Annotated in this window: 21 protein-coding genes; 9 read left to right on the forward strand and 12 right to left on the reverse strand. The window is 68.7% G+C overall.

What is annotated here, in order from left to right:
• Window positions 1-76: 76 nt before the first annotated feature.
• Entirely contained in the window at window positions 77-1,786 is a 1,710-nt protein-coding gene (locus ACLBW1_RS11610; RefSeq protein ID WP_447811971.1) for an adenylate/guanylate cyclase domain-containing protein, read from the forward strand.
• A gap of 11 nt (window positions 1,787-1,797) precedes the next feature.
• Here ACLBW1_RS11610 and ACLBW1_RS11615 read toward each other — a convergent pair whose 3' ends face one another.
• The 4 genes from ACLBW1_RS11615 to ACLBW1_RS11630 all read right to left on the reverse strand — a co-directional run bounded on the left by ACLBW1_RS11615 (window position 1,798) and on the right by ACLBW1_RS11630 (window position 6,938).
• Window positions 1,798-2,685, reverse strand: coding sequence for a GGDEF domain-containing protein (locus ACLBW1_RS11615; RefSeq protein ID WP_447811972.1), 888 nt, complete (start codon window positions 2,683-2,685; stop codon window positions 1,798-1,800).
• Window positions 2,657-5,761 (reverse strand): type I DNA topoisomerase, encoded by a 3,105-nt coding sequence (gene topA, locus ACLBW1_RS11620; RefSeq protein ID WP_447811973.1) that lies wholly within the window; start codon window positions 5,759-5,761, stop codon window positions 2,657-2,659. Before topA ends, ACLBW1_RS11615 begins: the two co-directional genes overlap by 29 nt.
• Window positions 5,762-6,001: 240 nt before the next feature.
• Window positions 6,002-6,580 (reverse strand): hypothetical protein, encoded by a 579-nt coding sequence (locus ACLBW1_RS11625; protein WP_447811974.1) that lies wholly within the window; start codon window positions 6,578-6,580, stop codon window positions 6,002-6,004.
• A gap of 154 nt (window positions 6,581-6,734) precedes the next feature.
• A complete protein-coding gene (locus tag ACLBW1_RS11630) occupies window positions 6,735-6,938 on the reverse strand; it encodes a cold-shock protein (RefSeq protein WP_045821523.1) in 204 nt (67 codons plus the stop codon).
• Window positions 6,939-7,260: 322 nt separating this feature from the next.
• Between ACLBW1_RS11630 and ACLBW1_RS11635 the strand changes: the two genes are divergently transcribed.
• From ACLBW1_RS11635 to ACLBW1_RS11645, 3 genes are all read left to right on the forward strand, one after another.
• Window positions 7,261-9,669 carry a DEAD/DEAH box helicase gene (locus ACLBW1_RS11635; protein ID WP_447811975.1) on the forward strand — a complete coding sequence of 803 codons (2,409 nt, stop codon included), beginning with the start codon at window positions 7,261-7,263 and terminating at the stop codon, window positions 9,667-9,669.
• Window positions 9,666-10,340, forward strand: coding sequence for a nucleoside/nucleotide kinase family protein (locus ACLBW1_RS11640; RefSeq protein ID WP_447811976.1), 675 nt, complete (start codon window positions 9,666-9,668; stop codon window positions 10,338-10,340). The genes ACLBW1_RS11635 and ACLBW1_RS11640 overlap by 4 nt, the downstream gene beginning before the upstream one ends.
• A 114-nt stretch (window positions 10,341-10,454) precedes the next feature.
• The gene (locus tag ACLBW1_RS11645) at window positions 10,455-11,948 is read left to right on the forward strand and encodes a mannitol dehydrogenase family protein (protein ID WP_447811977.1); all 1,494 of its coding nucleotides are present in this window, start codon (window positions 10,455-10,457) and stop codon (window positions 11,946-11,948) included.
• Here the strand turns inward: ACLBW1_RS11645 and ACLBW1_RS11650 are convergent, their stop codons facing one another.
• Window positions 11,949-12,314 (reverse strand): Rv3654c family TadE-like protein, encoded by a 366-nt coding sequence (locus tag ACLBW1_RS11650; RefSeq protein ID WP_447811978.1) that lies wholly within the window; start codon window positions 12,312-12,314, stop codon window positions 11,949-11,951. It lies immediately after the preceding gene.
• Entirely contained in the window at window positions 12,311-12,634 is a 324-nt protein-coding gene (locus tag ACLBW1_RS11655; RefSeq protein ID WP_447811979.1) for a TadE family type IV pilus minor pilin, read from the reverse strand. Before ACLBW1_RS11655 ends, ACLBW1_RS11650 begins: the two co-directional genes overlap by 4 nt.
• Window positions 12,635-12,872: 238 nt before the next feature.
• Here ACLBW1_RS11655 and ACLBW1_RS11660 point away from each other — a divergent pair, with 238 nt between their 5' ends.
• From ACLBW1_RS11660 to ACLBW1_RS11670, 3 genes are all read left to right on the forward strand, one after another.
• Window positions 12,873-13,673, forward strand: a complete 801-nt coding sequence (locus tag ACLBW1_RS11660) for a glycosyltransferase (protein WP_447811980.1) — start codon at window positions 12,873-12,875, stop codon at window positions 13,671-13,673.
• Between the two features lie 51 nt (window positions 13,674-13,724).
• The gene (locus ACLBW1_RS11665; protein ID WP_447811981.1) at window positions 13,725-14,528 is read left to right on the forward strand and encodes a glycosyltransferase; all 804 of its coding nucleotides are present in this window, start codon (window positions 13,725-13,727) and stop codon (window positions 14,526-14,528) included.
• A gap of 213 nt (window positions 14,529-14,741) precedes the next feature.
• Window positions 14,742-15,521 carry a glycosyltransferase gene (locus ACLBW1_RS11670; RefSeq protein WP_447812170.1) on the forward strand — a complete coding sequence of 260 codons (780 nt, stop codon included), beginning with the start codon at window positions 14,742-14,744 and terminating at the stop codon, window positions 15,519-15,521.
• A gap of 50 nt (window positions 15,522-15,571) precedes the next feature.
• Here the strand turns inward: ACLBW1_RS11670 and ACLBW1_RS11675 are convergent, their stop codons facing one another.
• The 5 genes from ACLBW1_RS11675 to ssd form a co-directional block, all read right to left on the reverse strand.
• Window positions 15,572-15,754 (reverse strand): DUF4244 domain-containing protein, encoded by a 183-nt coding sequence (locus ACLBW1_RS11675; protein WP_447811982.1) that lies wholly within the window; start codon window positions 15,752-15,754, stop codon window positions 15,572-15,574.
• A gap of 92 nt (window positions 15,755-15,846) precedes the next feature.
• Window positions 15,847-16,443 carry a type II secretion system F family protein gene (locus tag ACLBW1_RS11680; protein ID WP_447811983.1) on the reverse strand — a complete coding sequence of 199 codons (597 nt, stop codon included), beginning with the start codon at window positions 16,441-16,443 and terminating at the stop codon, window positions 15,847-15,849.
• Window positions 16,440-17,264, reverse strand: a complete 825-nt coding sequence (locus ACLBW1_RS11685; protein ID WP_447811984.1) for a type II secretion system F family protein — start codon at window positions 17,262-17,264, stop codon at window positions 16,440-16,442. Before ACLBW1_RS11685 ends, ACLBW1_RS11680 begins: the two co-directional genes overlap by 4 nt.
• Complete coding sequence (locus tag ACLBW1_RS11690) at window positions 17,261-18,451, reverse strand: TadA family conjugal transfer-associated ATPase (protein ID WP_447811985.1); 1,191 nt, start codon at window positions 18,449-18,451, stop codon at window positions 17,261-17,263. Before ACLBW1_RS11690 ends, ACLBW1_RS11685 begins: the two co-directional genes overlap by 4 nt.
• On the reverse strand, window positions 18,448-19,548 hold the full coding sequence (gene ssd / locus ACLBW1_RS11695; RefSeq protein WP_447811986.1) for a septum site-determining protein Ssd: 1,101 nt from the start codon (window positions 19,546-19,548) through the stop codon (window positions 18,448-18,450). Before ssd ends, ACLBW1_RS11690 begins: the two co-directional genes overlap by 4 nt.
• A gap of 425 nt (window positions 19,549-19,973) precedes the next feature.
• Between ssd and ACLBW1_RS11700 the strand changes: the two genes are divergently transcribed.
• Window positions 19,974-20,825, forward strand: coding sequence for an HAD family hydrolase (locus ACLBW1_RS11700; protein WP_447811987.1), 852 nt, complete (start codon window positions 19,974-19,976; stop codon window positions 20,823-20,825).
• A 451-nt stretch (window positions 20,826-21,276) separates the two neighbouring features.
• Here the strand turns inward: ACLBW1_RS11700 and ACLBW1_RS11705 are convergent, their stop codons facing one another.
• A complete protein-coding gene (locus ACLBW1_RS11705; RefSeq protein ID WP_447811988.1) occupies window positions 21,277-22,026 on the reverse strand; it encodes an oxidoreductase in 750 nt (249 codons plus the stop codon).
• 267 nt (window positions 22,027-22,293) lie between these two features.
• Between ACLBW1_RS11705 and ACLBW1_RS11710 the strand changes: the two genes are divergently transcribed.
• Complete coding sequence (locus ACLBW1_RS11710; protein WP_447811989.1) at window positions 22,294-24,012, forward strand: ABC transporter family substrate-binding protein; 1,719 nt, start codon at window positions 22,294-22,296, stop codon at window positions 24,010-24,012.
• Window positions 24,013-24,046: the final 34 nt, after the last annotated feature.

The following is a 24,046-nucleotide window of genomic DNA, read 5'->3' on the forward strand; positions in this document are numbered from 1 at the left end:
CTCGCCCCCCGACACCCCCTGTCGGCACTGTCACCAACGGCATATGTGCGCATGATCCGACCGCTACCGTGAACACGTGATCGAGAGACAGTCGCGTCTGCAACGGGGTGTGCACCTGTTGCGGTGGCTGGCGCACACGCCGTGGCCGGTGCTCGCCCTCGACCTCGTGCGCGCGAACATCATCGGCGCCCTGTTCACCTTCGCGTTCCTCCGGTTCGGCATGCCGTACCAGTACACGGTGCGCATCCAGGAGATCAGCATCTCCAACCAGGCCGTCTTCGTGGCCTATCTGGTGGCCGCGACGTTCGTCGGCGGCTACCTCAGCATCCTGTTGACGCTGCCGGTGCTGATCTGGCATCGCCGCCGCACACGCCTCGACAACGAGATGGCCCGCAACCGCGCGTTGCGGCTGCCGGTCCTGCTGACCGCGGTGAATCTCGGGTTGTGGACCGTCGGCGGCATCCTCTTCGCGCTGCTGAACCTGCCCGCGTCGGGCGCGACGGCACTGGTCGTGTGGATCGCGTCGGCGATCGGCGGGTTCGTCTCGTGCGTGCTCGGCTACATGCAGTCGGAGAAGGTGTTGCGCCCCATCACCGTCTCGGCGATGGCCAACGACCCGACGAGTGCCGTCGCACCCAGCGTCACCGTCCGCATCACGCTGTTCTGGAGTGTCAGCGTGGTGGTGCCGCTGCTGGCGATCGTCGGCCTCATCGTGGGGCAGCAGTCCGGGCTGGTGCGCACCGACGCCGAGGGGCTGCAACGTCCACTGCTGTGGCTGGCCGTCGCGTCGGTCGTGTTCGGGCTCATCGGGTTGGTGCGTCTCGTCGGCGCCATCGCCGACCCGATCAAGCAACTGCGCAACGCCCAGCGTCTGGTCAGTGAGGGCAACTACGACACCTCGGTGCGGATCTACGACGGCAGCGACCTCGGTCTGCTGCAGGCCGGGTTCAACGAGATGGTGGGCGACCTACGTGAGCGCGCGAATCTTCGAAACCTGTTCGGCCGCTATGTCGGCGAGGACGTCGCCCGACGTGCGATCGAATCCGGCACCGAGCTCGGCGGCGAGGAGCGCTATGTCGGTGTGCTGTTCGTCGACATCGTCGGATCGACGCGGCTGGCCGTCACCCGCCCGCCCCGGGAGGTCGTCGATCTGCTCAACGACTTCTTCCAGGTCGTGGTCGAGACCGTCGGTCGCCACGGCGGTTTCATCAACAAGTTCCAGGGTGACGCCGCGCTCGCCATCTTCGGTGCGCCGCTGGATCTCCAGGATTTCGCCGGACAGGCCCTCGCCGCCGCCCGCGAGCTGCGGATCGAACTCGAACGCACACTCGGTGAGACGGACGTGGGGATCGGTGTGTCCGCGGGCAAGGCGATCGCCGGCCACATCGGTTCCGAGAGTCGCCTCGAGTACACCGTGATCGGCGACCCGGTGAACGAGGCCGCGCGGTTGACCGAGCTGGCCAAGGACGAACCCACCCGGGTGCTCGGGTCGGCGCGCGCGGTATATCTGGCGTCGGACGCCGAGGCCGAGTGCTGGGAGATCGGCGAGGGCGTGGAACTGCGCGGGCGCGGTATCGAGACGAAGTTGGCGCGTCCCAAGTTCGCGCTGGTGATCGAGGATGACATCGACGTGGACGCCGAGACCGACGGTGTCGTCGAGGCCGCAGTCGGGGCCTCGCACACGACGCCGTCGGGGACATCGCACCGGTCCGCGACAGCGTCGGGGGACACCGCCGGTGAGGCCGCCGACTCCGACGACGACGAGGAATCCCGCAGCAGCGTCTGAGTTCTCGGCGTTCAGCCGGTGCCGAGCACCCGTCCACGCCCCTGACGTTTGGCCTCGTAGAGCCGGGCGTCGGCGCGCGAGAAGCAGTCGGTCACCGATTCGCCCGGCCGCTGGCGGGCGTGGCCGGCGCAGAAGGTCTGCCCGTCGGGGACCACGCGCGCGATTCGGTCCAGCACGGCGTCGACGTCGGCGGCCGACGATCCGGGCAACGCGAGCGCGAACTCCTCACCGCCCCACCGGGCGAGCACCCCGGAACTGCCCACCGATGCCACCATCGCCCGCGCGAACTGGGCCAGCAGGCGATCACCGGCGTCGTGGCCGAGGGTGTCGTTGTAGGCCTTGAACCGGTCGAGGTCGATGATGGCGAGCACGAGGTCGTCCTCGAGGTGCGCCCCGACGCGTTCGAACTCGGCGAGCCGCGCCATCCATCCCCGACGGTTGAGCAGGCCGGTCAGCTGATCGGTGCTCGCCGCGGTCAGGAGGCTCTCCTCGGTGCGCCGCCTGTCGGTGGTGTCGTGGATGACGGCCATCGTCCACCGCCGGCCGTCGGGGCCGACGACAGGGCTGGCCGAGACCCAGCCCCACCGCACCTCGCCGTCGGGGTGCAGGTAGCGCTTCTCGACACGCAGGATCTCGCCACGCTCGGCCGCGGCGGCCATCAGCTTGTCCATCGCGCGATGCTGGGCGAGGTCGTCGGCGTGGGTGAAGTCGCGCGACGACCGTCCGGCGATCTCCGACCACGGCCGTCCGACCATCGCGCAGTAGGCCTCGTTGGCCACCACCAGCAGGCCATCCTCGTCGGCGAGTGCCATCGGGACGGTGCTGGCCTCGAACATCGCCCGGTACCACCGGTCGTCGAGGTCGGTGGCGTCAGTCGCCGGAGCCGGATCCGGTCTCATCGGTGGTCGCCGTCTTCTTCGCAGCCGTCTTCTTCGCAGCGGTGGTCTTCGCAGCGGTCTTCTTGGCGGCCGCAGTCTTTTTCGCGGGCGCCTTCTTGGCAGCTGCCTTCTTGGCCGGGGCCTTCTTGGCGGCGGTCTTCTTCGCGGGCGCCTTCTTGGCCGGTGCCTTCTTAACCTTCTTCTTCACCGGGCCGCGCGCACGACGGTCGGCGAGCAGTTCCATCGCCCGCTCGTCGGTGATGGAGGCGACGTCGTCGTCCTTGCGGAGACTCGCGTTGGTCTCGCCATCGGTGACATACGGTCCGAAACGGCCGTCCTTGATCACCATCGGCTGCTCGCTGACCGAGTCCTTGCCCAGTTCGCGCAGCGGCGGGGCCGCGGCGGCACGACCGCGTCGCTTGGGCTCGGAGTAGATCTTGAGCGCTTCCTCGAGGGTGATGCCGAAGATCTGGTCCTCGGCGCTCAACGATCGGGAGTCGGTACCCTTCTTCAGATACGGGCCGTACCGGCCGTTCTGGGCGGTGATCTCCTCGTTGCTCTCCGGGTCGACGCCCACGACACGCGGCAGCGACAGCAACTTCAGCGCGTCGTCGAGGGTGACCGTCGCGATCTCCATCGACTTGAACAGCGAACCGGTGCGCGGCTTCGGTCCGGCCTTCTTCGCCGCGACCTTCTTCGTCGCCTTCTTGGCCGCGGTCTTCGTGGTCGCCCCGGCCTTCGTGGCCACGGCGGTGCCGCCGCTGCCCGATCCGCCGGAGGCACTCGCACCGTCACCGTCGAGCGGCGTGGGACCGGGCGGGACCGTCAGTGCCGGAACAGAACTGCCGCCATCGCCCTCGTCGGAATCGGACTCCTCGTCCGGGTCGGGGAGGATCTCGGTGACGTAGGGACCGAAACGTCCCTCCTTGGCGACGATCTCGTGCCCGGTGACCGGGTCGACGCCGAGGGTACGACCCTCCTGCGGCGTGCTGAACAGCTTCTCGGCGACCTCGATGGTCAGCTCGTCCGGCGTCATGTCGTCGGGCAGGTTGGCCCGCTGCAGATCCGGTTCGGCGTCGGGTCCGGCGACGTTGCGTTCGAGGTACGGCCCGAACCGGCCCACGCGGACCACCACCGGGCGACCCTGCTCGTCGTCGAACAGCTTGATGGAGTTGATCTCCCGGGCGTCGATCTCCTCGAGATTCACACCGACGAGCTTCTTGAGCCCGCCGTGGGCGGCGACGTCGGAACTCGCCGCCGACTCGGTGGCGTCATCGGAGGCCTCGGCGCCGAAATAGAACCGCGACAACCAGTGCGTGCGGTTCTCCCGACCCGAGGCGATCTGGTCGAGGTCGTCCTCGAGGGATGCGGTGAAGTCGTAGTCGACGAGGCTGCCGAAGTAGGCCTCGAGCAGACCGACGACCGCGAACGCCACCCACGACGGGACGAGCGCGCTGCCCTTCTTGTGGACGTAGCCGCGGTCCTGGATGGTGCCGATGATCGACGCGTACGTCGACGGGCGACCGATACCGAGTTCCTCCAGCGTCTTCACCAGCGACGCCTCGGTGAATCGTGCGGGCGGGTTCGTCGAGTGGCCGGCGGCGGAGAGCTCGGCGGCGGTGAGGTGCTGGCCCTGCGTGAGCAGCGGGAGCCGCACCTCCTCGTTGTCGGCCTGTCCACCGGCCTGGTCGTCGACGGTCTCGACGTAGGCCGACAGGAAGCCGGGGAAGGTGATGGTGCGACCCGACGCGGCGAACGTCGCGCGCTCGCCGGAGGAGGCGTTGCCCGAGATCCGCAGGCTCATGGTGGTGCCGCGGGCGTCGGCCATCTGCGAGGCGACGGTGCGCTGCCAGATCAGCTCGTAGAGCCGGAACTCGTCGGACTGCAGAGCCGAGGCGACCTGACCGGGGGTACGGAACGTCTCACCGGCCGGGCGGATGGCCTCGTGCGCCTCCTGCGCGTTCTTCACCTTGCGGGTGTACTGCCGCGGGGTCGGGTGCACGTAGTCGGCACCGTAGAGCTCACGGGCCTGTCCGCGCGCGGCGTTGATCGCCGACTCCGACAGCGTCGTGGAGTCGGTACGCATGTAGGTGATGTAGCCGTTCTCGTACAGCCGCTGCGCGATGCGCATGGTGCGGTCGGAGGTGAACCGCAGCTTGCGGCCCGCCTCCTGCTGCAGCGTCGAGGTCATGAACGGCGCGTACGGGCGACGGGTGTAGGGCTTCTCCTCCACCGAGGTGACCGACAGGTCGGCACCCTGCAGACCGGCGGCCAGTGCGTTGGCGCGGGCCTCGTCGAGGACCACCACGCCGTCGGACTTCTTCATGCGGCCCGAGGCGTCGAAATCCCGACCCGAGGCGACACGGCTGTCGTCGACGGAGACGAGCTTGGCCTTGAACGTCCGCGGGGAGACCTCGGCTCCGGCGTCGAGGGTCGCGTCGATGTCCCAGTACGAGGCGGAGATGAACGCCATCCGCTCGCGTTCACGCTCCACGATGATGCGGGTCGCCACCGACTGCACGCGGCCCGCCGAGAGCTTCGGCATGACCTTCTTCCACAGGACCGGCGACACCTCGTAGCCGTACAGGCGGTCGAGGATGCGGCGTGTCTCCTGGGCGTCGACGAGGTCGACGTCGAGATCGCGCGGGGCGTCGGCGGCGGCCTGGATGGCCGACTGGGTGATCTCGTGGAACACCATGCGCTTGACGGGGACGCTGGGACGCAGTGTCTCCAGCAGGTGCCACGCGATGGCCTCGCCCTCGCGGTCACCGTCGGTGGCGAGGTAGAGCTCGTCGACACCCTTGAGCAGCTGCTTGAGTTCGGTGACCGTGGACTTCTTGTCCGGCGACACCACGTAGAGCGGCTCGAAGTCCTGCTCGACGTTCACCCCGAGGCGGGCCCAGGGCTGTCCCTTGTATTTGGCGGGTACGTCGGCGGCGCCGCGCGGGAGGTCACGGATGTGTCCGCGCGACGACTCGACGACATAGTTCGAGCCGAGGTATCCGGCGATCTTGCGGGCTTTGGTGGGCGACTCGACGATCACGAGGCGGCGCACATTGCCACCGGAGCGGGTGGACGCGGTGTCGCTATCAGCCACTGTCTGTGCCTGCACCTTTCTACCGGCCTGTGGGTAAGGCCTTCTATATGTGTTCTGACGGCATCGGAGACGGTCCGCGCAGCCGACACATCTGGCTTGTTCTACCCCATATAACAGCCTATGCACACAACGCCGCTGAGAGCGCAAAGGTTTCCACGGCGCCGCACAGCCTGCGTCAGTGCGGCGCAGCGTGGGTGAAACCGCAGCTCACCGGGGTGATCGATCTGACAGATCGGTATGTCACACCGTGGGCCAGAATCCGACCGCCTCGAGGTGCCCCGGTGGTGCCCCGATGTTCTCCTGCAGACGCGACAGCCGACGCCGTCCGGCGACGCGCAGGGCCGGCGAATGGCCCCGCGTCCCGACCAGCGTGGGCGCGATCCCCGCACGCATCAGCGCGGTCGCCAGGGGCGAGTGCGTCTCGGGTGCGTGGGGGTCGAGGCCGAGCAGATATCGGTCCTCCTCACGACGCCCCGCGGCGATCGCCCACAGGCGCAGCGCGCGCGGACTGGGCACCCAGTCGGCGGGCATCGTCTTGACCGCGCCCTTCACCCACGATCGCGTGAGGGCGTCGAGTGACTTCGAGGTCTCCGTGCGCGCCATCGGCGAACCCTCGTCCGAGACCGCAGGATGTGCGCGCACACCGCACAGTTCGATCTCCTCGACGAGGGCGTCGGCCCGCCACTGCGCGTCGACCACGATGGAGACGCGACTACCGGCCGGGGAGAACGACGACTGCCCATGCGCGGCAAACAATCCCGACAGATCCTCCAGTGAGGGCTCGTCGGTTTCGGCCGAGAAGAAGGACAGTTGGCCCACGGTCGGGAACTCTACTCGAACGGATGGTCGACCGGAGCACACATCACCGGGCCGCCCGCCACGACGGCGACGAACCCACGACCCCACAGACGCACAACGCCCCCGACGCGCCGCTGTGTGCGGACGCCGGGGGCGGAGTCGAGAGTGTGCGAGCTCAGACCGCGCGGACGCCGGTGGCCTGCGGACCCTTGGTTCCCTGACCGACCTCGAACTCGACGCGCTGGTTCTCCTCGAGGGTGCGGAAACCGGATCCCTGGATCTCGGAGTAGTGGACAAACACGTCGTCCGGTCCATCATCAGGCGCGATGAAGCCGAAGCCTTTTTCCGCGTTGAACCACTTCACAGTTCCCTGTGCCATTTCTTGCATTCCTTTACTGACTCACCGGATACGTCACGGTGTGTCACCGCGACGGGCCCGTTCCGACCGCCATACCGACTGGCGACGTTTGCGGACCAGCCGCGCACTAACCTTGGGTATTACGCCCGCAACACGTTCTCGGGAGGCAGACCATCCGTGACGATGTCGACCCTGTGGAAGCCCCCGAAAGCTGCGACCGACGACAGTCAATCATGAACATGTCGCCCCCGTCAGTCGCAGAACTCAAACTGACCGAAACATGGTCAGATTTCAGGCCGGCGACATCTGTCGGTAACGCCGCCACAACCGGTCGGGGACACCGATGACCAGCTCACACAACGCCGAATCGTTCGGTGAGCAACTCCTGCACCGCTCCCTGGCCGGTGTCGACCCCGATTTGTCACCTGTCACATACAAAACCGTGATCCGTTCGCAGACAGCACAGTTCGCCGACTGGCCGGACTGGGTCACCGATCCGGTGCGCGCCGCCTACGCCGACATCGGCGTCCGCGCGCCGTGGACCCATCAGGCGACGGCCGCGCAGCACGCCCACGACGGCACCCACGTCGTCGTCTCGACGGGGACCGCCTCGGGCAAGTCGATGGCCTACCAACTACCCATCCTGTCCGACATGACCTCGGGTACCGCGCCACACGCCACGGCTCTCTACATCGCTCCCACAAAGGCATTGGGCGCCGACCAGATCCGTGCGCTCACCGCGCTGACCGCAGGTCGTCGCGAGTTCGCACACATCGCGCCGTGCGCCTACGACGGCGACACCGAACCCGACGTGCGCCAGTGGGCGCGGGAACACTCCCGGTGGATCTTCACCAACCCCGACATGCTGCACATCGGATTCCTCGGTTCACCGGGCCGGTGGCGGCACTTCTTCCGCAACCTGCGCTACCTCGTGATCGACGAATGCCACCACTACCGAGGGGTTTTCGGTTCGCACACCGCGCTCGTGGTGCAGCGCACCCTGCGGCTCGCCCGCGCGGCCGGGGCGAACCCGACGGTGATCGCGGCCAGTGCCACCGCCGGTGAACCCGCCCGCGCGCTGAGCCGTCTCATCGGCAGCGACTGCACCGCGGTGACCGACGACGGGTCCCCGCACGGCGAGCGCACGGTCGCGCTGTGGGAGCCCACGTTCACGCCCGGCGTGACCGGGGAACACGGTGCACCGGTCCGACGTTCGGCGGGCGCCGAGGCCGCACGCATCATGGCCGACCTCGTGATCGAGGGCGCTCGCACACTGTGTTTCGTCCGCAGCCGACGCGGCGCGGAGATCACGGCGCTCTCGGCGCGGCAGATTCTCGCCGCCGCGGACCCCGAGTTGGTCGGCCGGGTGGCCGCCTACCGCGCGGGCTATCTCGCCGACGACCGTCGCGAGCTCGAGGCGGCCCTGAGCGACGGCACCCTGCTCGGTGTCGCCACCACCAACGCCCTCGAACTCGGCGTCGACATCGCCGGACTCGACGCGGTCGTGGTGGCTGGTTATCCCGGTACGGTCGCGTCGTTCTGGCAGCAGGCCGGCCGGGCCGGGCGTCGCGGTGAGGGGTCGCTGGTGGTGATGGTGGCGCGCGACGACCCGCTCGACACCTACCTCGTGCACCACCCCGAGGCGCTGCTCGAGCGGCCGGTGGAGGTGAGCGTCACCGACCCCACCAACCCGTATGTCCTCGGCCCGCATCTGTTGTGCGCGGCGACCGAACTCCCGCTGTCAGACGCCGACGTGGCGGCGTTCGATGCGGCCGACGTGGTCGCCGACCTCACTGCGCGAGGCCTGCTGCGCCGGCGTCCCGCGGGCTGGTATCCCGCGGCCGGGCTGTTCCCGCATGGCGACATCGACATCCGCGGCGGGATCGGCGGGCAGGTGATGATCGTCGACGGCACCTCCTCGCAGCTGCTCGGCACCGTCGACACCGGGCGCGCCATGTCGACGGTGCACCCCGGGGCGGTGCACCTGCACCAGGGACGGTCGTTCGTGGTCGACGAACTCGATCTCGACGACGGCCTCGCGATCACCCACCCCGAGGACCCCGAGTGGTCGACGTCGGCGCGGGAGACCACGGCGATGGACATCACGGCCACCACCCGCTCGTGGCGGTCGGGGCCGCTCACCGTCGCCCTCGTCGACGTCGACGTCACCCACCAGGTCGTCGGCTACATGCGCACGCTGCACACCGGCGAGGTGCTCGACGTGATCGAACTGGACATGCCGCCGCAGACGCTGAGCACGCGATCGGTGATGTACACCCTCGAGCCCGAGGCACTCGAAGGCGTCGGTGTGCCCGTCGACCGATTCCCCGGTGCCCTGCACGCGGCCGAACACGCGGCGATCGGGTTGTTGCCACTGATCGCGACCTGCGACCGATGGGACATCGGCGGACTGTCGACCAACATCCACGCCGACACCGGCCTGCCCACGGTCTTCGTCTACGACGGCTACCCGGGCGGGGCGGGTTTCGCCGAGCGCGGCTTCACCGCCTTCGGCACCTGGATCCGCGCCACCCGCGACGCCGTCACCGACTGCCGATGCGAGAGCGGATGCCCCTCCTGCGTGCAATCACCCAAGTGCGGCAACGGAAACGAACCGCTCGACAAGGCCGGTGCGATCGCGGTGCTCAACCTCCTGCTCACCCACATCTCGGGTTCCGACGACCGGTCGGTCGCAGTCGCGACGCCCCGGGTCGCGGATAGGGCCTCCGCCGACGACGAGAAGATCGGATGAGTCACCACGACACCGGTGCAACGGATCTCGACGCGGTCGTCGACACGCTCACCGACCGCGCGCGTTCGCTCGCCGCCGCAGGTGAGCGCCGGATCCTGGGCGTCACCGGCGCTCCCGGGGTCGGCAAGTCGACGCTGTGCGACATGCTCGTCGCCCGCCTGGGCCGAGACGCCGCGCTCGTGGGCATGGACGCATTCCATCTCGCCGACTCCGAGCTCGATCGGTTGAACCGCCGCGACCGCAAGGGCGCCCCCGACACCTTCGACGTCGACGGATATGTGGCCCTGCTGCGTCGGTTACGCACGCAGACCGTCGATGTCATCTACGCCCCACGCTTCGACCGTGGGATCTCCGAACCGATCGGGTCGGCCGTCCCCATCGAGCGCACCGCGTCGTTGGTCATCACCGAGGGCAACTACCTGCTGCTCGACGGCGGCGGCTGGGAAGAGGTGCGCGACGTGCTCGACGAGGTGTGGTTCCTCGACGCCACCACCGATGTCCGCGCGGCCCGCCTCATCCGTCGACACGTGCACCACGGACGCTCACACGACGAGGCGCAGCAGTGGACCGAGCACGTCGACATCCGCAACGCCGCGATCATCGCCGGGACACGTCATCGCGCCGACCTCACCATCACGGTCCCCGACGTCCGCGGGTCGTCCTCCTGGTGACGATTCGACGACGAGCAGACCGCGATCACATGTCGTGCCCGCGAAACCGGATCACCGGACACCGGCGATTTGCGATACTTCGATCCTCTGCTGCGACACCCCGGAGGTGATCTGATGCCGACTCTGCACCGGGCAACCGTGACCGATCTCCCCGGCCACGTCGGCGTCGGGTCCCACGTCCCCGCACCGACGCCGACATCGATCGGGATCGCGCACTTCGGCGTCGGCGGTTTCCACCGAGCGCACCAGGCGATGTTCGTCGACCGACTGCTCGCCGCAGGACACACCGACTGGGCCATCTGCGGGATCGGCGTCCTGCCGGGCGACCGTCGGATGGCCGACGTCCTCACCGCGCAGGACCACCTCTACACACTCACGACCACCGCTACCGACGGCCGTCGTGACACGCGTGTCATCGGCGCCGTGGCCGACATGATCTTCGCGCCCGACCGACCGCAGGCGGCCCTCGACGTCCTGACCGCGCCGGGTACGCGCATCGTGTCGTTGACGATCACCGAAGGCGGGTACGGCGTCGACGACGCCACCGGCGAGTTCGATCCGCGCGCCGCGCTGACACTGCGCGACCTCGACGTCTCCGACGTGGACCGGACCGACATGCCGTCCAGCGTGTTCGGGTTCATCGTGGCCGCGTTGCGGATCCGCCGGGACGCGGGTGTCGCGCCGTTCACGGTCATGTCGTGCGACAACATCGAACACAACGGCCGGGTCGCCCGCGCCGCGGTCACCGGTTTCGCGGCCCGCCACGACGCCGAACTCGCCCGCTGGATCGATGAGAACGTCGCCTTCCCTAGCTCCATGGTCGACCGCATCACCCCCGTCACCACCGACGCCGTCGTCGCGCAGGTCGGCCGCGAACTCGGTGTCGACGACGCGTGGCCGGTGGCCTCGGAGTCGTTCGCCCAGTGGGTGCTCGAGGACTCGTTCTCCGCCGGACGCCCCCCATTCGATGACGTCGGTGTGGTCCTCGTCGACGACGTCGAACCCCACGAGCAGATGAAGCTGCGACTGCTCAACGCCTCGCACCAGATGCTCAGCCATCTCGGTGTGCTCGCCGGGTACACCTACGTGCACGAGGCCCTCGCCGACGACGACATCCGCGGCTTCGTCGGCTCCTACATGCGACACGAGGCGCTGCCGACGCTCCGCCCGGTTCCCGGCGTCGATCTCGACGACTACATCGACGAGCTGCTCGAACGGTTCTCGAATCTCGCGATCCGCGACACCCTCGCCCGTCAGATGGTGAACACCTCCGATCGAGTACCCAAGTTCGTGCTGCCGGTGATCGCCGATCGTCTGCGGGGCGGCGCGTCGATCGACCACGCCGCCCTCATGCTCGCGGCCTGGTGCGCCGTGCTCGACGCCGACACGATCCCGATGATCGACGGCGACACAGACCATCTGCGTCGACTCGCCTGGGCCGACCACGACCGGCCGGGTGCGTTCCTCGAGAACCCCGAGGTGTTCGGCCGGCTCGCGTCGAGCGTGTGTCTGCGGGTGGCCTACCAACTGGCGAAATGCCATCTGCAGGACCACGGCCCGATCGGCGCGATGCGGGCGGTGGCCGCCCACGCGAGCGGCGTGCGCTGATCATCCCGACGGCCCGGCACGCGCGCTGGCGACCGCGGTCCGTGCGCCGAGCGGTCCGAGATCGACATCCACCGCGGCGGTGACCACCACGTCGTCGCCGTCGGTGCGACACCGCGTGATCCGCACCTCCGTCTCGCCGGCGACCGAACGCGCTGCGCCACAGGGGTCGTCGAGCGCGAGGATCCATCGCTGCGCCGCGGCGAGTGCGGCGAGATCGACGGCCGACTGGGCCCGGTGTCGGGCGACGACCGCTGCACCGAACCAACTCACCCCGACGATGAGCGCCACCATCGCCGCGATCACACACGCCCCCAACACCGTGGCCATGCCCTGCTCGTCGCGCAGCGGCCGGCGACATCCGGTCACGGCGCGTCCTGCTCGGTCGGCTCACGCACGGCGACCGCCTCGGCGCCGAGATCGACGCCGGGCAGGACCGGCGAGGACGCGTGCACGGTGACCACCACGCGATCGCCGCGACCCCCGATCGAGATGTCGGCCCCCGCCGGTGCGACCGACCGGCCCGCCGAGAGTGCACCGGAGGCGTCTCCCTGCGCCGCTATGCGTGCGGTCTCACGAGCCGCGTCCAGACATCGCAGATGTGTTCCGATCGCCAGGACCGTACCGATGCCGAGCACGAGGACCGCGACGATCGAGGCGATGGCGAACGCGGCCTCCACCGAGACCATCCCGCCGTCATCGGCCAAGCGCCGCGCCGTCGGGCGGCCCACGTCACACCGGTGGGTCGGTGAGCGGGGGGAAGTGAGAACCATGTCACTCCGACGCGGCGGCCCGCCGATCGGTTCCCCGTCATCGCAGGTGAGCGATTCGACATGATTCGGGCTGCATCACAGTTGTCGAAGAATTGGCGTTCTTGTACCACCACTGACAACGCGCTCGCGGGGTTCCCCGTGTTTACTCAGGGTCATGACGCAAGGCACATGTTCGGTCGCCGTGATCATCCCTGTGTACAACGAGCAGGACTACATCCTCGACACGCTGCGCGCGATCGATGCCCAGGAGTTCGATTCGACCGTCCATCGCGAGTTGCTCGGCGGTTTCCGTGTGATCGTGGTCGACAACAACAGCACCGACAAGACCGCGGAGCTGGTCAACGGCTACATCGAGGCTGGCACCCGCTTTCCCGTCGAGATCATCACCGAGACCGAGAAGGGCAGCGGCTGCGCAGCCGATTCTGGTGCGAAGCGCGCGATCGAGCTGGGCGCGAAGTTCATCGCCCGCACCGACGCCGATTCGCTCCCGGCGACCGACTGGCTCGCCCACCTGTTGATCCCCCTGTTCGAGGGCAAGCACCTCGTGGGCGGACGCGTGAAGGCCCGCAGCGACGAGGGCACCTCCTCGTTCGCGTTCAACGCGATCGGCCATCTGTGGCGTGTGGGCCACGCCGCCGAGTGGCTGCGGACCCGACGCGGTCCCGACGATCAGCGGCGCAGCTTCGCCGTCGTGGGCAACAACATGGCCATCGACGCCGAGATCTACACCGAGTGCGGTGGCTTCCCCCGCACCAACATGAGCGACCTCGACGACGACTACGTGCTGCAGCAGCGCGTTCGGCACGTCGCCGGCGGCGACGCCATCGCACTGCAGAAGGATGCCCTCGTCTACACCTCTCTGCGTCGCCTGGAGGCCTTCGGGGTGAAGGACTTCGTCGCCTGGTACCACGACCGCGACGGCGCCGGGAAGACGATGGAAGCCGACGTCCGCTGAGCGTCGATCAGACGATGGTCACCGACGTCACGATCGTGTTCACTGGTCTCCGTGTCGGGTAACGGGTCGCCCCGCGTCGCTGTCGTCGTCGCCGCGTTCAACGAGGAGAAGTTCATCCTCGACACGCTCAGAGGTCTCGATGCGCAGCGATTCGACACCCTCTTCCAGCGCGAGGTGCTCGGCGGTTTCCGCGTCATCGTCGTCGACAACAACAGCACCGACCGCACTGCGGATCTCGTCGAGGAATTCATCGCCGCGGGGACGCGTGTCCCGTTCGAGCTGATCACCGAGACCGAGAAGGGCACCGGCTGCGCGGTCGACACCGGGACGCGCCACGCGATCGCCGGTGGCGCCGCGTTCATCGCCCGCACCGACGCCGACACCATCCCCGCACCCGATTGGCTGAGCAACCTGCTGCGCCCACTGGTCGCCGGTAAGCGGCTGGTGGGTGGACGGTTGCGCGCCCGCACCGACGAGGGCTCGACGGCCAAGGTGTTCAACGCCGTGGGGGCACTGTGGCGCATCGGCCACGCCGTCGACTGGGTGCAGACGCGCAACCTGCCCGACGAGGAGCGTCGCAGCTTCGCGGTGTGCGGACCGTCGATGGCCTTCGACGCCGACATCTACGAGCGCAGTGGCGGATTCCCGCGCACGAAGATCGACGACGAGGACGAGGACCACGTGCTGCAGGTCCGCGTGCGCAAGGTCGCCGGCGGCGACGCGATCGCCCTGGCCAAGGATGCCGTCGTCTTCATGTCGCTCCGCCGACTGCAGGGGCTCGGCGCCAAGGACTACATCGCCTGGTATGGCACCGACGACCGCGACACCACCGGGAAGCAGATCGACATCCGCTGACCCGTCAAGGTCTGTCGGGGGCGGTGTGCCCACTCAACAGCGCTCGTCGTCATCGTCATCGTCTGCGGGCGCCTCATTTGTCGCAATCCACAATTTATGATGTGTTCATCTGCAAATAGCGTCGAATCACGCAACATCGTGTTTACATTTCGAGATGCACACTGGCGTGCGTCCGGCAGCAGGTACCGCGTGACCGGCGAACAGAGATCCGTTGTGGCGGTCATCGTTCCAGCCCACAACGAAGAGAAATACATAGCGCACACGCTGCGAGCCCTGGATCGTCAGCGGTTCCACGCGACCGTGGACGGGCGCGTTGTCGACACCTTCCGGGTGATCGTGGTCGACAACGCGAGCACCGACGGCACGCGCGACGTCGTCGCGGCGCACATCGCGTCGAATCCCCGCGTCCCCGTCGAGCTCATCTCCGAGGTGGAGAAGGGCACGGGCTGCGCGGTCGACACCGCGGCGCGGCACGCGATCGCTACCGGCGCACTGTATGTCGCGCGTACCGACGCCGACTGCCTCCCGCGCGAAGACTGGTTGAGTCGCATCGTCGAGCCTTTGACGACCGGTCGGCGTCTGGTCGCAGGGCGCCTGCGGGCACGCACCGACGAAGGATCGACCGGATACGTCTTCAACGCCATCGGCACCCTCTGGCGCCTCGGCCACGTGATGCAGTGGTGGGCGACCCGCCACGACGCCGACGAGGACCGGCGCAGCTTCGCGGTGTGCGGCGGCAACATGGCGATCGACGCCGACATGTACCTCACCAGCGGAGGTTTCCCCCGCGTACGGATCGACGAGGCCAACGAAGACGACATGCTGCAGCGTCGCGTCCGGGCCATCACCGGCGCGCGCGGCCTCGCGCTCGCCCCGAAGGCCGTCGTCTACATCTCCCTGCGACGCCTGAAGGCGGTGGGCGTCAAGGAGTTCGCCGCCTGGTACGGCACCGAGGAACGCGACAGCACCGGCAAGCAGGTCGACATCCGCTGAGGCCCGCTCACGCCCGCCTGACGCGGACGTGAGCGGCGCTCCTCGAACGGCTACCCCACCGCGGTGTCGAGCGCCTTGGTGATGATGCCGGTCAGGCTCGACACGATGTTGTCGCCGGTGACCACGGTGTAGAGGATGGCCCCGAACGCCGCGGCGGCGATCGTGCCGATCGCGTATTCGGCGGTGGACATGCCGTCCTCGTCGGTGGCCGCGATCATGATCCGCGTCTGCATGTCGTGAATCCATCTGGTGTACATCGTTTCTCCCCTGGTGATGCGCGACGGCAGTCTGTCGTCGCGTCGTGGATCGGTCGGAGCCGGCGCGTTCACAGCACCCCTCCGCCGAGAACTCGGCCCGCCAGTCCGATCACCACCGGCACGATGCCGAGGCAGACGAACGCGGGCAGGAAACACAGGCCCAGCGGGCCCGAGATGGCGACACCGGCACGTTCGGCGGCCGCGGCCGCGTTGTCCTGGGCCGACGCTCTCTCGGCCTCGGCCAGCTCGCCGAGCCCGCGAACCGGCGACGACCCGGCGCGAGCCGATCGACGGGCCATGGCGCACAACGACGTCGCCGCCGGGCCGGCGTTCTCGGGGGTCTCCCACGCCTGAGTCGGATCGGCACCGAGCGCGAGCATCTCCGAGGCACGGGTGAGCGTCGCCCCGAGACCGGGCGGGGCCGCTCGGGCGACCACCGCGGCGGCCGAGGCGACCGGCATCCCGGCGCGCAGACACACCGCGAACAGGTCGTATCCGGCGGCGGTCGCGAACGGGTCGTCGCGAGGTCGGGTCACGCCGAGCCACCGCGGGGTGCGGTCGGGAGGGGGTGGCGGCGCGATTCGGAACACCGTCCACCCCGGCGATGGGATCACGAGAAGTCCTGCGGCAGCCGCCAACCCGGCCAGTATCCAGGGAACGGTCACGGCGTCATCACCTTGGCGGTGATCTTCTCGGTCCACCACAGGCCGCCGGCCACGAGGCCCACACCGACCACCAACAGGATGCCGCCGAGGCCGCCACCGGTGAGCACGGCCAGAGGTGAGGCCCCCATCGCCTGCCCGAGTCCGATCCCGAGGACCGGGAGGAAGGCGAGAACTGTTGCGGTCGCGCGGGCACCTGCGAGAGCGGCACGGGTGCGTTCGGTGAAGCGACGTCGGGCGACGAGATCGTCACGCACCGCCGCGAGCAGGTCGGCCATCGACAGGCCCTGCTGTTCGGCGGTGCGCCAGGCGACGGCCACCCGGTCCCACGACGACTGGTGCACGGCTCCGGCGTTCTCGACCCCGGCGGCGACATCGCCGCCCAGTTCGGCACGACCGGCCATCCGCGTGAGAACCGACACAACCGAACCCGGCGAATCACGCAGTGTGGCATCGCATTCCGCGGCGACGTCGTCGGCGGCCTGACGACATGCCCGCGCCGGGTGAGCACCGACGGACAGTTCGGCGATCATGACCGCGACGGCGTCGAGCAGCAGGTCGAGGGCGGCGGAGTCGGCGCGTTCGCGGCGGCGTAGACCGGCGCGGTGCAGCAGCGCGGCACCGACGATCACGACGGCCACCGCCGCCGAGGGTCCGTACGCCGTGACCGCGGCGAGTGCCGCTCCACCGGTGGTGAGCACGCCGAGTGGAATGTTCGTGCGCCGGCGTGTCTGCTCGGGCACGAGTCCTCGGACCCGGGTGGTGGGTCGTGCGTGCGGCCACAGCATCAGCAGTGCGGCCATCGCCGCGACGACGGCGCTCATCGCGCGGTCCTGTTGTCGCGCTGCGCCATCAGCGTGTGGAGTCGGTCGACCGCGGAACCGAATCCGGTGTCCCGTCGCCAGACCGGCTCGATGTGTACCCAGCCATCGGAGCCGCGGTCGACCATCCCGATCTCCACGACACCGCGTTGACCGTCGGCGTCACGCGCCACCACGACCACCACGTGGACCGCGGCCGCGAGCTGGCTGTGCAGCGCCGTGCGATCCATGCCGCCGAGCGCGGCGAGCGCCTCCATCCGCGCGGGGACCTCCGCCCCCGAGTTCGCGTGCAGCGTTCCGGCGCACCCTTCGTGGCCGGTGTTGAGCGCGGTCAGCAGGTCGACGACCTCGGGGCCACGGACCTCACCGACCACGATGCGATCGGGTCGCATACGCAGGGCCTGGCGTACGAGATCGCGGACGGCGACCGCACCGGCACCCTCGACGTTGGCCGTCCGCGCGACCAGACGCACCACGTGCGGGTGGGCTGGGGCGAGTTCCACGGCGTCCTCGACGACGAGGATCCGTTCGGCCGGATCGACGCGTCCGAGCATCGCGCTCAACAGCGTGGTCTTGCCGGCGCCGGTTCCGCCCACCACCAGGAACGCCAGGCGGGCGGTGACGATCGACTCCACGAGACCGGCGATCTCCGCCGGCACGGCACCGCGCTCGACGAGCGCCCCGAGGTGTTGGGTGGCCGGGCGCAGCACCCGCAGCGACAGGCAGGTGCCATCGACGCTGATCGGCGGGATGACCGCGTGCAGGCGCACGCTGTAACCGCGGCGGCCGACGTTGCTGAGCTGGCCGTCCACCCACGGCGCCGCGTCGTCGAGGCGTTTGCCCGCGCCGAGCGCGAGGCGGACCGCGAGGCGCCGGACGGCGGCGTCGTCGTCGAACCGGACGTCGCTGGGGACGAGACCTCGCCCGCGATCGACCCACACCTGGTCGGGCCCGACGACGAGGATGTCGGCGACATCGGGATCGGACAGCAGGTGCTCGAGACGTCCGGCGCCGACCAGTTCGGTCTGCAGGAAGCGCAGCGCCTCGAGCAGATCGGTGTCACCGAGTACCCCGCCCGATTCGGCGCGGACGGCATCGGCCATCACCTGGGGGGTGGGGTCGGCCGATTCCGCGGCGAGTCTCTCGCGCACACGGATCAGCAGGTCCGACCGCGATTCGACACTGCTCACGCCGCGAGTCCGGCCACGTCGAGAACGCGATCGAGGACGGCGTCGGCCGCCGCGGCCAGCGGTGAGCGGCGGCCGAGTGGGAGCCGACCGGATTCGATGGCGCCGACGACATGTCGCTGCGGGCGCAGCGCGGCGAGCAGTTCGATGTCGACGATGGCCGCGATCTGTGAGGCGGTGAGTCCTCCGGGCGCGGGCCCGCGCACCACCAGCCCGAGGCGGTCGGTCACCGGCCGCAGTCGGGTGACGGTGTCACGGGCGGCGGCGCAGCCGCGCACCGTCGCGGTGGTCACGACGACCACGAGGTCGACGCACTCGACGACGGCGCGGCACACCGGGTCGGTGGCGCGGGGCAGATCCACCACCACGACGTCACCGCTGTCGCGACCGGCCTCGATGACCGCCACGGCGGCGTCGACCCCGATGCGGTGGTCGACGCCACGGCGCGGGCAGAGCAGCGCGAGTCCCGGGGCGGCGTGGGGCACCGCCGCGTGGAGGCTGTCGGCGAACACCGCACCACCGTCGAGGGTGAGGTCGGGCCACCGCAGCCCGGCCGAGTCCTCGAGCCCGAAGATCAGGTCGATACCGCCGCCGAGTTCATCGAGGTCGAGCAGCAACGCCGACCCGGACAGGTCGTCGGCGGCCCGGGCGGCGACCGCGGCGGCCAACACCGAGGCGCCGGCCCCTCCATGCCCGCCCAGGATCGCGACGGCCGCACCTGCGAGTCGCCGTGGCGCGCGATAACGGCTGAGCGCTCCGACGACGGCGTGTTCGTCGGCGGGCAGGACCAGTCCGTCCTCGGCCCCGAGGGTGAGCGCGGCGCGCCAGAGTCCGGGATCGACCTCTGCAGGACCCACGACGAGGACGCATCTCCTTCGCGGCCACCCGAGCGCGATCAGTTCGCGGGCTGCTGCGGCGTCGACCACCACCGCTGTCGCCTCTGACCAGGCACGGCGCGCGGTGGTGGCGGTCGCATCGACCACCTGGTAGCCGGCGGCCGCGGCGCAGCGTGCGACGTCGTCACGGAGATCGGCGCCGACGAGCGCCAGCAGCTGGTCGGGGCCGGATCGTCGGTCGGGGGCGGAGGGGTGATCGGTCATGGCGACGATGATGGTCGTGCACACCCATGCACCGGCGCGTCTCGCGGCCACTGCAGGCACCACCTGTGCACAAAGGCCTATGTGGGGACAGAGCGGCCGATTGTGGGTACAGGTGTGCACTGAAAGATCACGATGGTGAATGCTGATGATGACGTCGAATGCGACGTGAGAAAAAGGCCGTGAATAGAGGACGACCCCGGCCAGGGGGGGAGGAGGCCAGGGTCGTCGCGTTTCAGCCCCGGGGGGTCGGGCTGAAAGCCCCGGATGAACCGGGTAAGGACGACTATACACACTCCCGCGGGGTGTAATGCAAGTTACCGACGGTTGTTACTTCTGGGTAGTTTTCGGCGTCTGACCAGACGAAACCCCGAGGTACGGTCCGCGGGCGCCGCCCCAGGGGGCCACCGCCGACGTAGGCTCGGACGGTGACCGCGACCCCGCTCGGCCGAGACGGTGTCCCGAGGTCGGCAGGTGCTGCCGAGACGCCCGTCGCCGCATTCTTCGATCTCGACAAAACAATCATCGCGAAATCGAGCACCCTCGCATTTTCTCGCCCATTCTTCGATGAAGGTCTGATCAATCGTCGGGCGGTTCTGAAATCGAGTTATGCGCAGTTCTTGTTCCTGTTGACCGCGGCCGATCGCGACCAGGTGGAGCGGCTGCGCAGGCACGTCACGCAGATGTGCGCGGGATGGGACGTCGAGCAGGTGCGCGCGATCGTGGCCGAGACGCTGCACGACATCGTCGATCCCCTGGTGTTCGCCGAGGCCACCGATCTGATCGCCGGCCACCGGGCCCGCGGTCACGATGTGGTGATCGTGTCGGCGTCGGGCAGCGAGATCGTGGAGCCCATCGGGCAGATGCTCGGTGTCGACACCACCGTGGCCAGTCGCATGGAGATCGTCGACGGGCACTATTCCGGCGAGGTGGAGTTCTACTGCTACGGCGACGGCAAGGTGAGCGCCATGGAGGAACTCGCCGCGCAACGTGGATACGACCTCGCCGCATGCTTCGCCTATTCCGACTCCATCACCGACCTCCCCATGCTCGCGGCGGTGGGCCATCCGACCGCGGTGAACCCTGATCGCCAGTTGCGCAGGGCCGCAGCGACTCATGGTTGGCCCGTGCTCACGTTCTCCCGTCCGGTGTCGCTGCGCGACCGCCTACCGGGCGCACCGTCACGCGGCACGATCACCGGTGCCGCGGCCGTCGGGGTCGGCGCCGTCGTGGCCGGCGGCCTCACGTACGCGGCACTGCGCGGGAACCGAAACCGATAGCGCCGCTGCCGATTCGGACCTGCGACATCCCTCGACGAGGATCCGGGTGAAATCACTGGCCCCGAGCCCTTGATGTGATGGCCGTCACGGTGTAGAACTGAGGGCACGGGATCGACGAGCGGCAAAGTCCACTTCGGAAGAGAAGAAATGGACCCCCGGACGTCGTGACCCAGCACGGATATCGAGCACCCACGCGGAGCACGCCGCGACAGGCAGAAGTGTTGCGGGCCTGCGACATCGCGTTCAGTGAGAACCACGACGACCCTTGGGTGGGCGTCGTGGGACATCGCATCGCGGTCCATCGCCGAGGCCACCCACGCAACCCACCGCGCACGCTTGGTAACCCGGATCCGTGCTGACGGGCGGCCAGGATGATCCACATCGGATCACCCCGGCCGCCCGTATTACGTTGTGTATCAGGCTCGATCCCAACAGGTCTCGCGGAGGAGACCTAGCGCCGCGCCTCGGCGATCGACCTGGCCTCCACCGCGCCGGCCGACAGTGCCTCGCAGTGCAACAGCACCCACTCCCGCACGCCGTCACCGGTTCCGGCACCGAAGGCGATTGCCGCCGAACGGTACTGGTCGATCCTGCGCAGCCAGGTGACCTCGGGGCAGCCGAGGCTGTGGGGGTCGAGACCGGTCGAGGCGGCCACCAGACGCGCCGCGGCCCGCGCCACCAGCCCGTTCGCGACCGGGAACGGAGCAAGGGTCAACAGGTCGCCGTGTACCACCGCCGCGAGGACGGGGGCGGCGACAGACGTGGCGCCGGTGACGAGTTGGGCCAGCATCTCGAGTCGCTCGGACACCTCGGCGTCGACCCGGGGACGCCCCAGGGTGTCCGGGTCGGTCACGACATCGGTGGCGGCCAACAGATGCAGCCGAGCGAGTGCCTGTAGCGGCGCCCGCGTCCACACCGACACGAGTGCGTCGAGGGAGTCGCCGGTGAGAGCCAGGGCCACTCGGAGCGCGCCGGCCAGCACCGGGTCGTCGACGTCATCGGAACGATTGAACGACGCGCTCACCCCCTCGATCGCGGCCGAGGAGTGCGCGGCCCGCCACGACGCCTCGGTGGACGTGTCGAGCCATCCCCGCAGATTGACCGGGTGACGGTGCACGGCACTGAGTGCCTCGCGGGCGGAATCGGCGGCCTCCGCGACACCCGGGAGATCGAGCAGGGGCGCGAGCGGATCGGTCACCACCCGAACTCTAATCCGCCGGCCCGTCGCCGAGTTCGCGGGCGGCCGGTCGGCACCCTCGACGGGCCTGTGACGCCCACCACGAAAGGCGGTCGGACCAATGCGGCAAAACGTCGATTTCGGTGCCCAAATGTTTCGTTCGTGTTGATTGTGAATTCCCGGGTAATGCCGCCGGGGGTGTGTGTGGTTCGCTAACGTTCGGCCACGATTCGTCCACATTCAACGAACTCGTCGCAAGGCCGTCACCCGTTCACAAGCAAGAGGGAAACGATGAAGTCCAGAAGACTCATATCCGCGGTCGTCGGCATCGCCGTCGCCAGCATGGTCGCCACCGCGTGCACCAGTTCCGATGACGACACGGGTGACTCCGGTGGCGCATCTGCGAGCGCAGCGGGAAACCAGAACCAGATCAGCTACGCCTACGAGCAGGAGTACTCGGCGTACAACAACGACAACGCGAACGCCAACGCCGTGGCCAACGCCGTCGTGCAGAACCAGACGTTCGGCTACTTCTCCTACGTCGACCCCAAGGGCAACGTCCAACGCAACACCGACTACGGCACCTTCGAGAAGGTCTCCGACAACCCGCTGACGGTCAAGTACACGCTCAACGACAAGGCCGTCTGGTCCGACGGGACGCCGGTCACCGCCGACGACTGGTACCTCTTCTGGCTGTCACACAACGGCAAGTACAGCGACTTCCAGGTCGCGTCGACCACCGGCATCTCCGACATCAACAAGCCGACCGACGATCCCAACGGCAAGACGTTCACCGTCACCTACGCCAAGCCGTTCGGTGACTGGCAGGTCGCGCTCGGCACGCAGAACCAGCCGCTGCTGCCCGCGCACGTGATCGAGAAGCAGACCGGCGTCAACGTCGCCGAGGCCGTCAAGAACGACGACACCGCCGCGATCGCGAAGATCGCCGACTTCTGGAACAACAAGTGGACCGGTTTCGCACCCGGGCAGCTGCCCGCGGCCGACATCATCCCGTCGTCGGGCCCGTACAAGCTCGGGACCTGGCAGGCCGGCCAGTCGATCACCATCGTCCCCAACGACAAGTGGTGGGGTGCCAAGCCCAAGAACGGCGGCATCACCATCAAGTTCATCCCGCAGGAGCAGCAGGTCCAGGCTCTGCAGAACGGTGACGCCGACGTCATCGAGCCGCAGCCCAACGTCGACCTCGTCTCGTCGCTCAAGGGGCTCGGTGACGCGGCGAAGATCAACACCGGCGCCGGGTTCTCCTACGACCACCTCGACTTCAACTTCAAGAGCAAGTTCTCCAACCCGCTGCTGCGCTCGGCGATCGCCAAGTGCCTGCCGCGTCAGGAGATCGTCGACAAGCTGATCAAGCCCGTGGAGCCGAGCGCGAACCTGATGCAGACCCGCATCATCTACCCGGTCCAGGACGGCTACTCCACCGTCGCCGACGCCGACGGTGGCAAGGCGTACGACTCGGTCGACATCGCCGGCGCCAAGGCCGACATCGCCAAGTCCGGCGTCACCGACCTCACGGTCAACGCGATCTACCTGGGCAACCCGAACCAGCGGCGTCAGCAGACCCAGCAGCTCATCGCCGACTCGTGCGGCCAGGCCGGGTTCAAGTACAACGTGAAGGCGCTGACCCCGAAGGAGTGGGGCGTGGCCACCACCAGCGGCGCCTACGACGTGGCCCAGTTCGCCTGGAGTGGTAGCGGTCTGGTGTCGGAGAACCCGCCGCTGTTCACCTCGACGAGCGATCAGAACTACGGCAAGTACAACAACCCCGAGGTCGACAAGCTGCTGGCCACGCTGGCCGAGACGAGCGACAAGTCGCAGCAGCTCGATCTGACCAAGCAGATCGAGACGATCCTGTGGAAGGACCTGGCGACCATCCCCGTGTTCGCCTGGCCGCTGTTGAACGCCTACAGCCCGCGGGTGTCCGGCGTGGTGCTCAACACCACCCAGACGCAGGCGACGTTCGACGCGGCGAGCTGGGTCAAGTCCTGACCTGAACTCTCGCCCCGGGTGGCGCGCGGCCGAC

This window comes from Williamsia sp. M5A3_1d, from assembly GCF_053345315.1.

Bases quoted from the DNA above. Each gene is read 5' to 3' on its own strand.
- ACLBW1_RS11615 (WP_447811972.1), bottom strand. From the start codon at position 2,685: ATGAGACCGGATCCGGCTCCGGCGACTGACGCCACCGACCTCGACGAC.
- ACLBW1_RS11685 (WP_447811984.1), bottom strand. From the start codon at position 17,264: ATGAGCGCCGTCGTCGCGGCGATGGCCGCACTGCTGATGCTGTGGCCG.
- ssd (WP_447811986.1), bottom strand. From the start codon at position 19,548: ATGACCGATCACCCCTCCGCCCCCGACCGACGATCCGGCCCCGACCAG.
- ACLBW1_RS11710 (WP_447811989.1), top strand. From the start codon at position 22,294: ATGAAGTCCAGAAGACTCATATCCGCGGTCGTCGGCATCGCCGTCGCC.
- ACLBW1_RS11640 (WP_447811976.1), top strand. From the start codon at position 9,666: ATGAGTCACCACGACACCGGTGCAACGGATCTCGACGCGGTCGTCGAC.
- ACLBW1_RS11645 (WP_447811977.1), top strand. From the start codon at position 10,455: ATGCCGACTCTGCACCGGGCAACCGTGACCGATCTCCCCGGCCACGTC.
- ACLBW1_RS11675 (WP_447811982.1), bottom strand. From the start codon at position 15,754: ATGCAGACGCGGATCATGATCGCGGCCACCGACGAGGACGGCATGTCC.
- ACLBW1_RS11630 (WP_045821523.1), bottom strand. From the start codon at position 6,938: ATGGCACAGGGAACTGTGAAGTGGTTCAACGCGGAAAAAGGCTTCGGC.
- ACLBW1_RS11655 (WP_447811979.1), bottom strand. From the start codon at position 12,634: ATGGTCTCGGTGGAGGCCGCGTTCGCCATCGCCTCGATCGTCGCGGTC.
- ACLBW1_RS11660 (WP_447811980.1), top strand. From the start codon at position 12,873: ATGACGCAAGGCACATGTTCGGTCGCCGTGATCATCCCTGTGTACAAC.
- ACLBW1_RS11635 (WP_447811975.1), top strand. From the start codon at position 7,261: ATGACCAGCTCACACAACGCCGAATCGTTCGGTGAGCAACTCCTGCAC.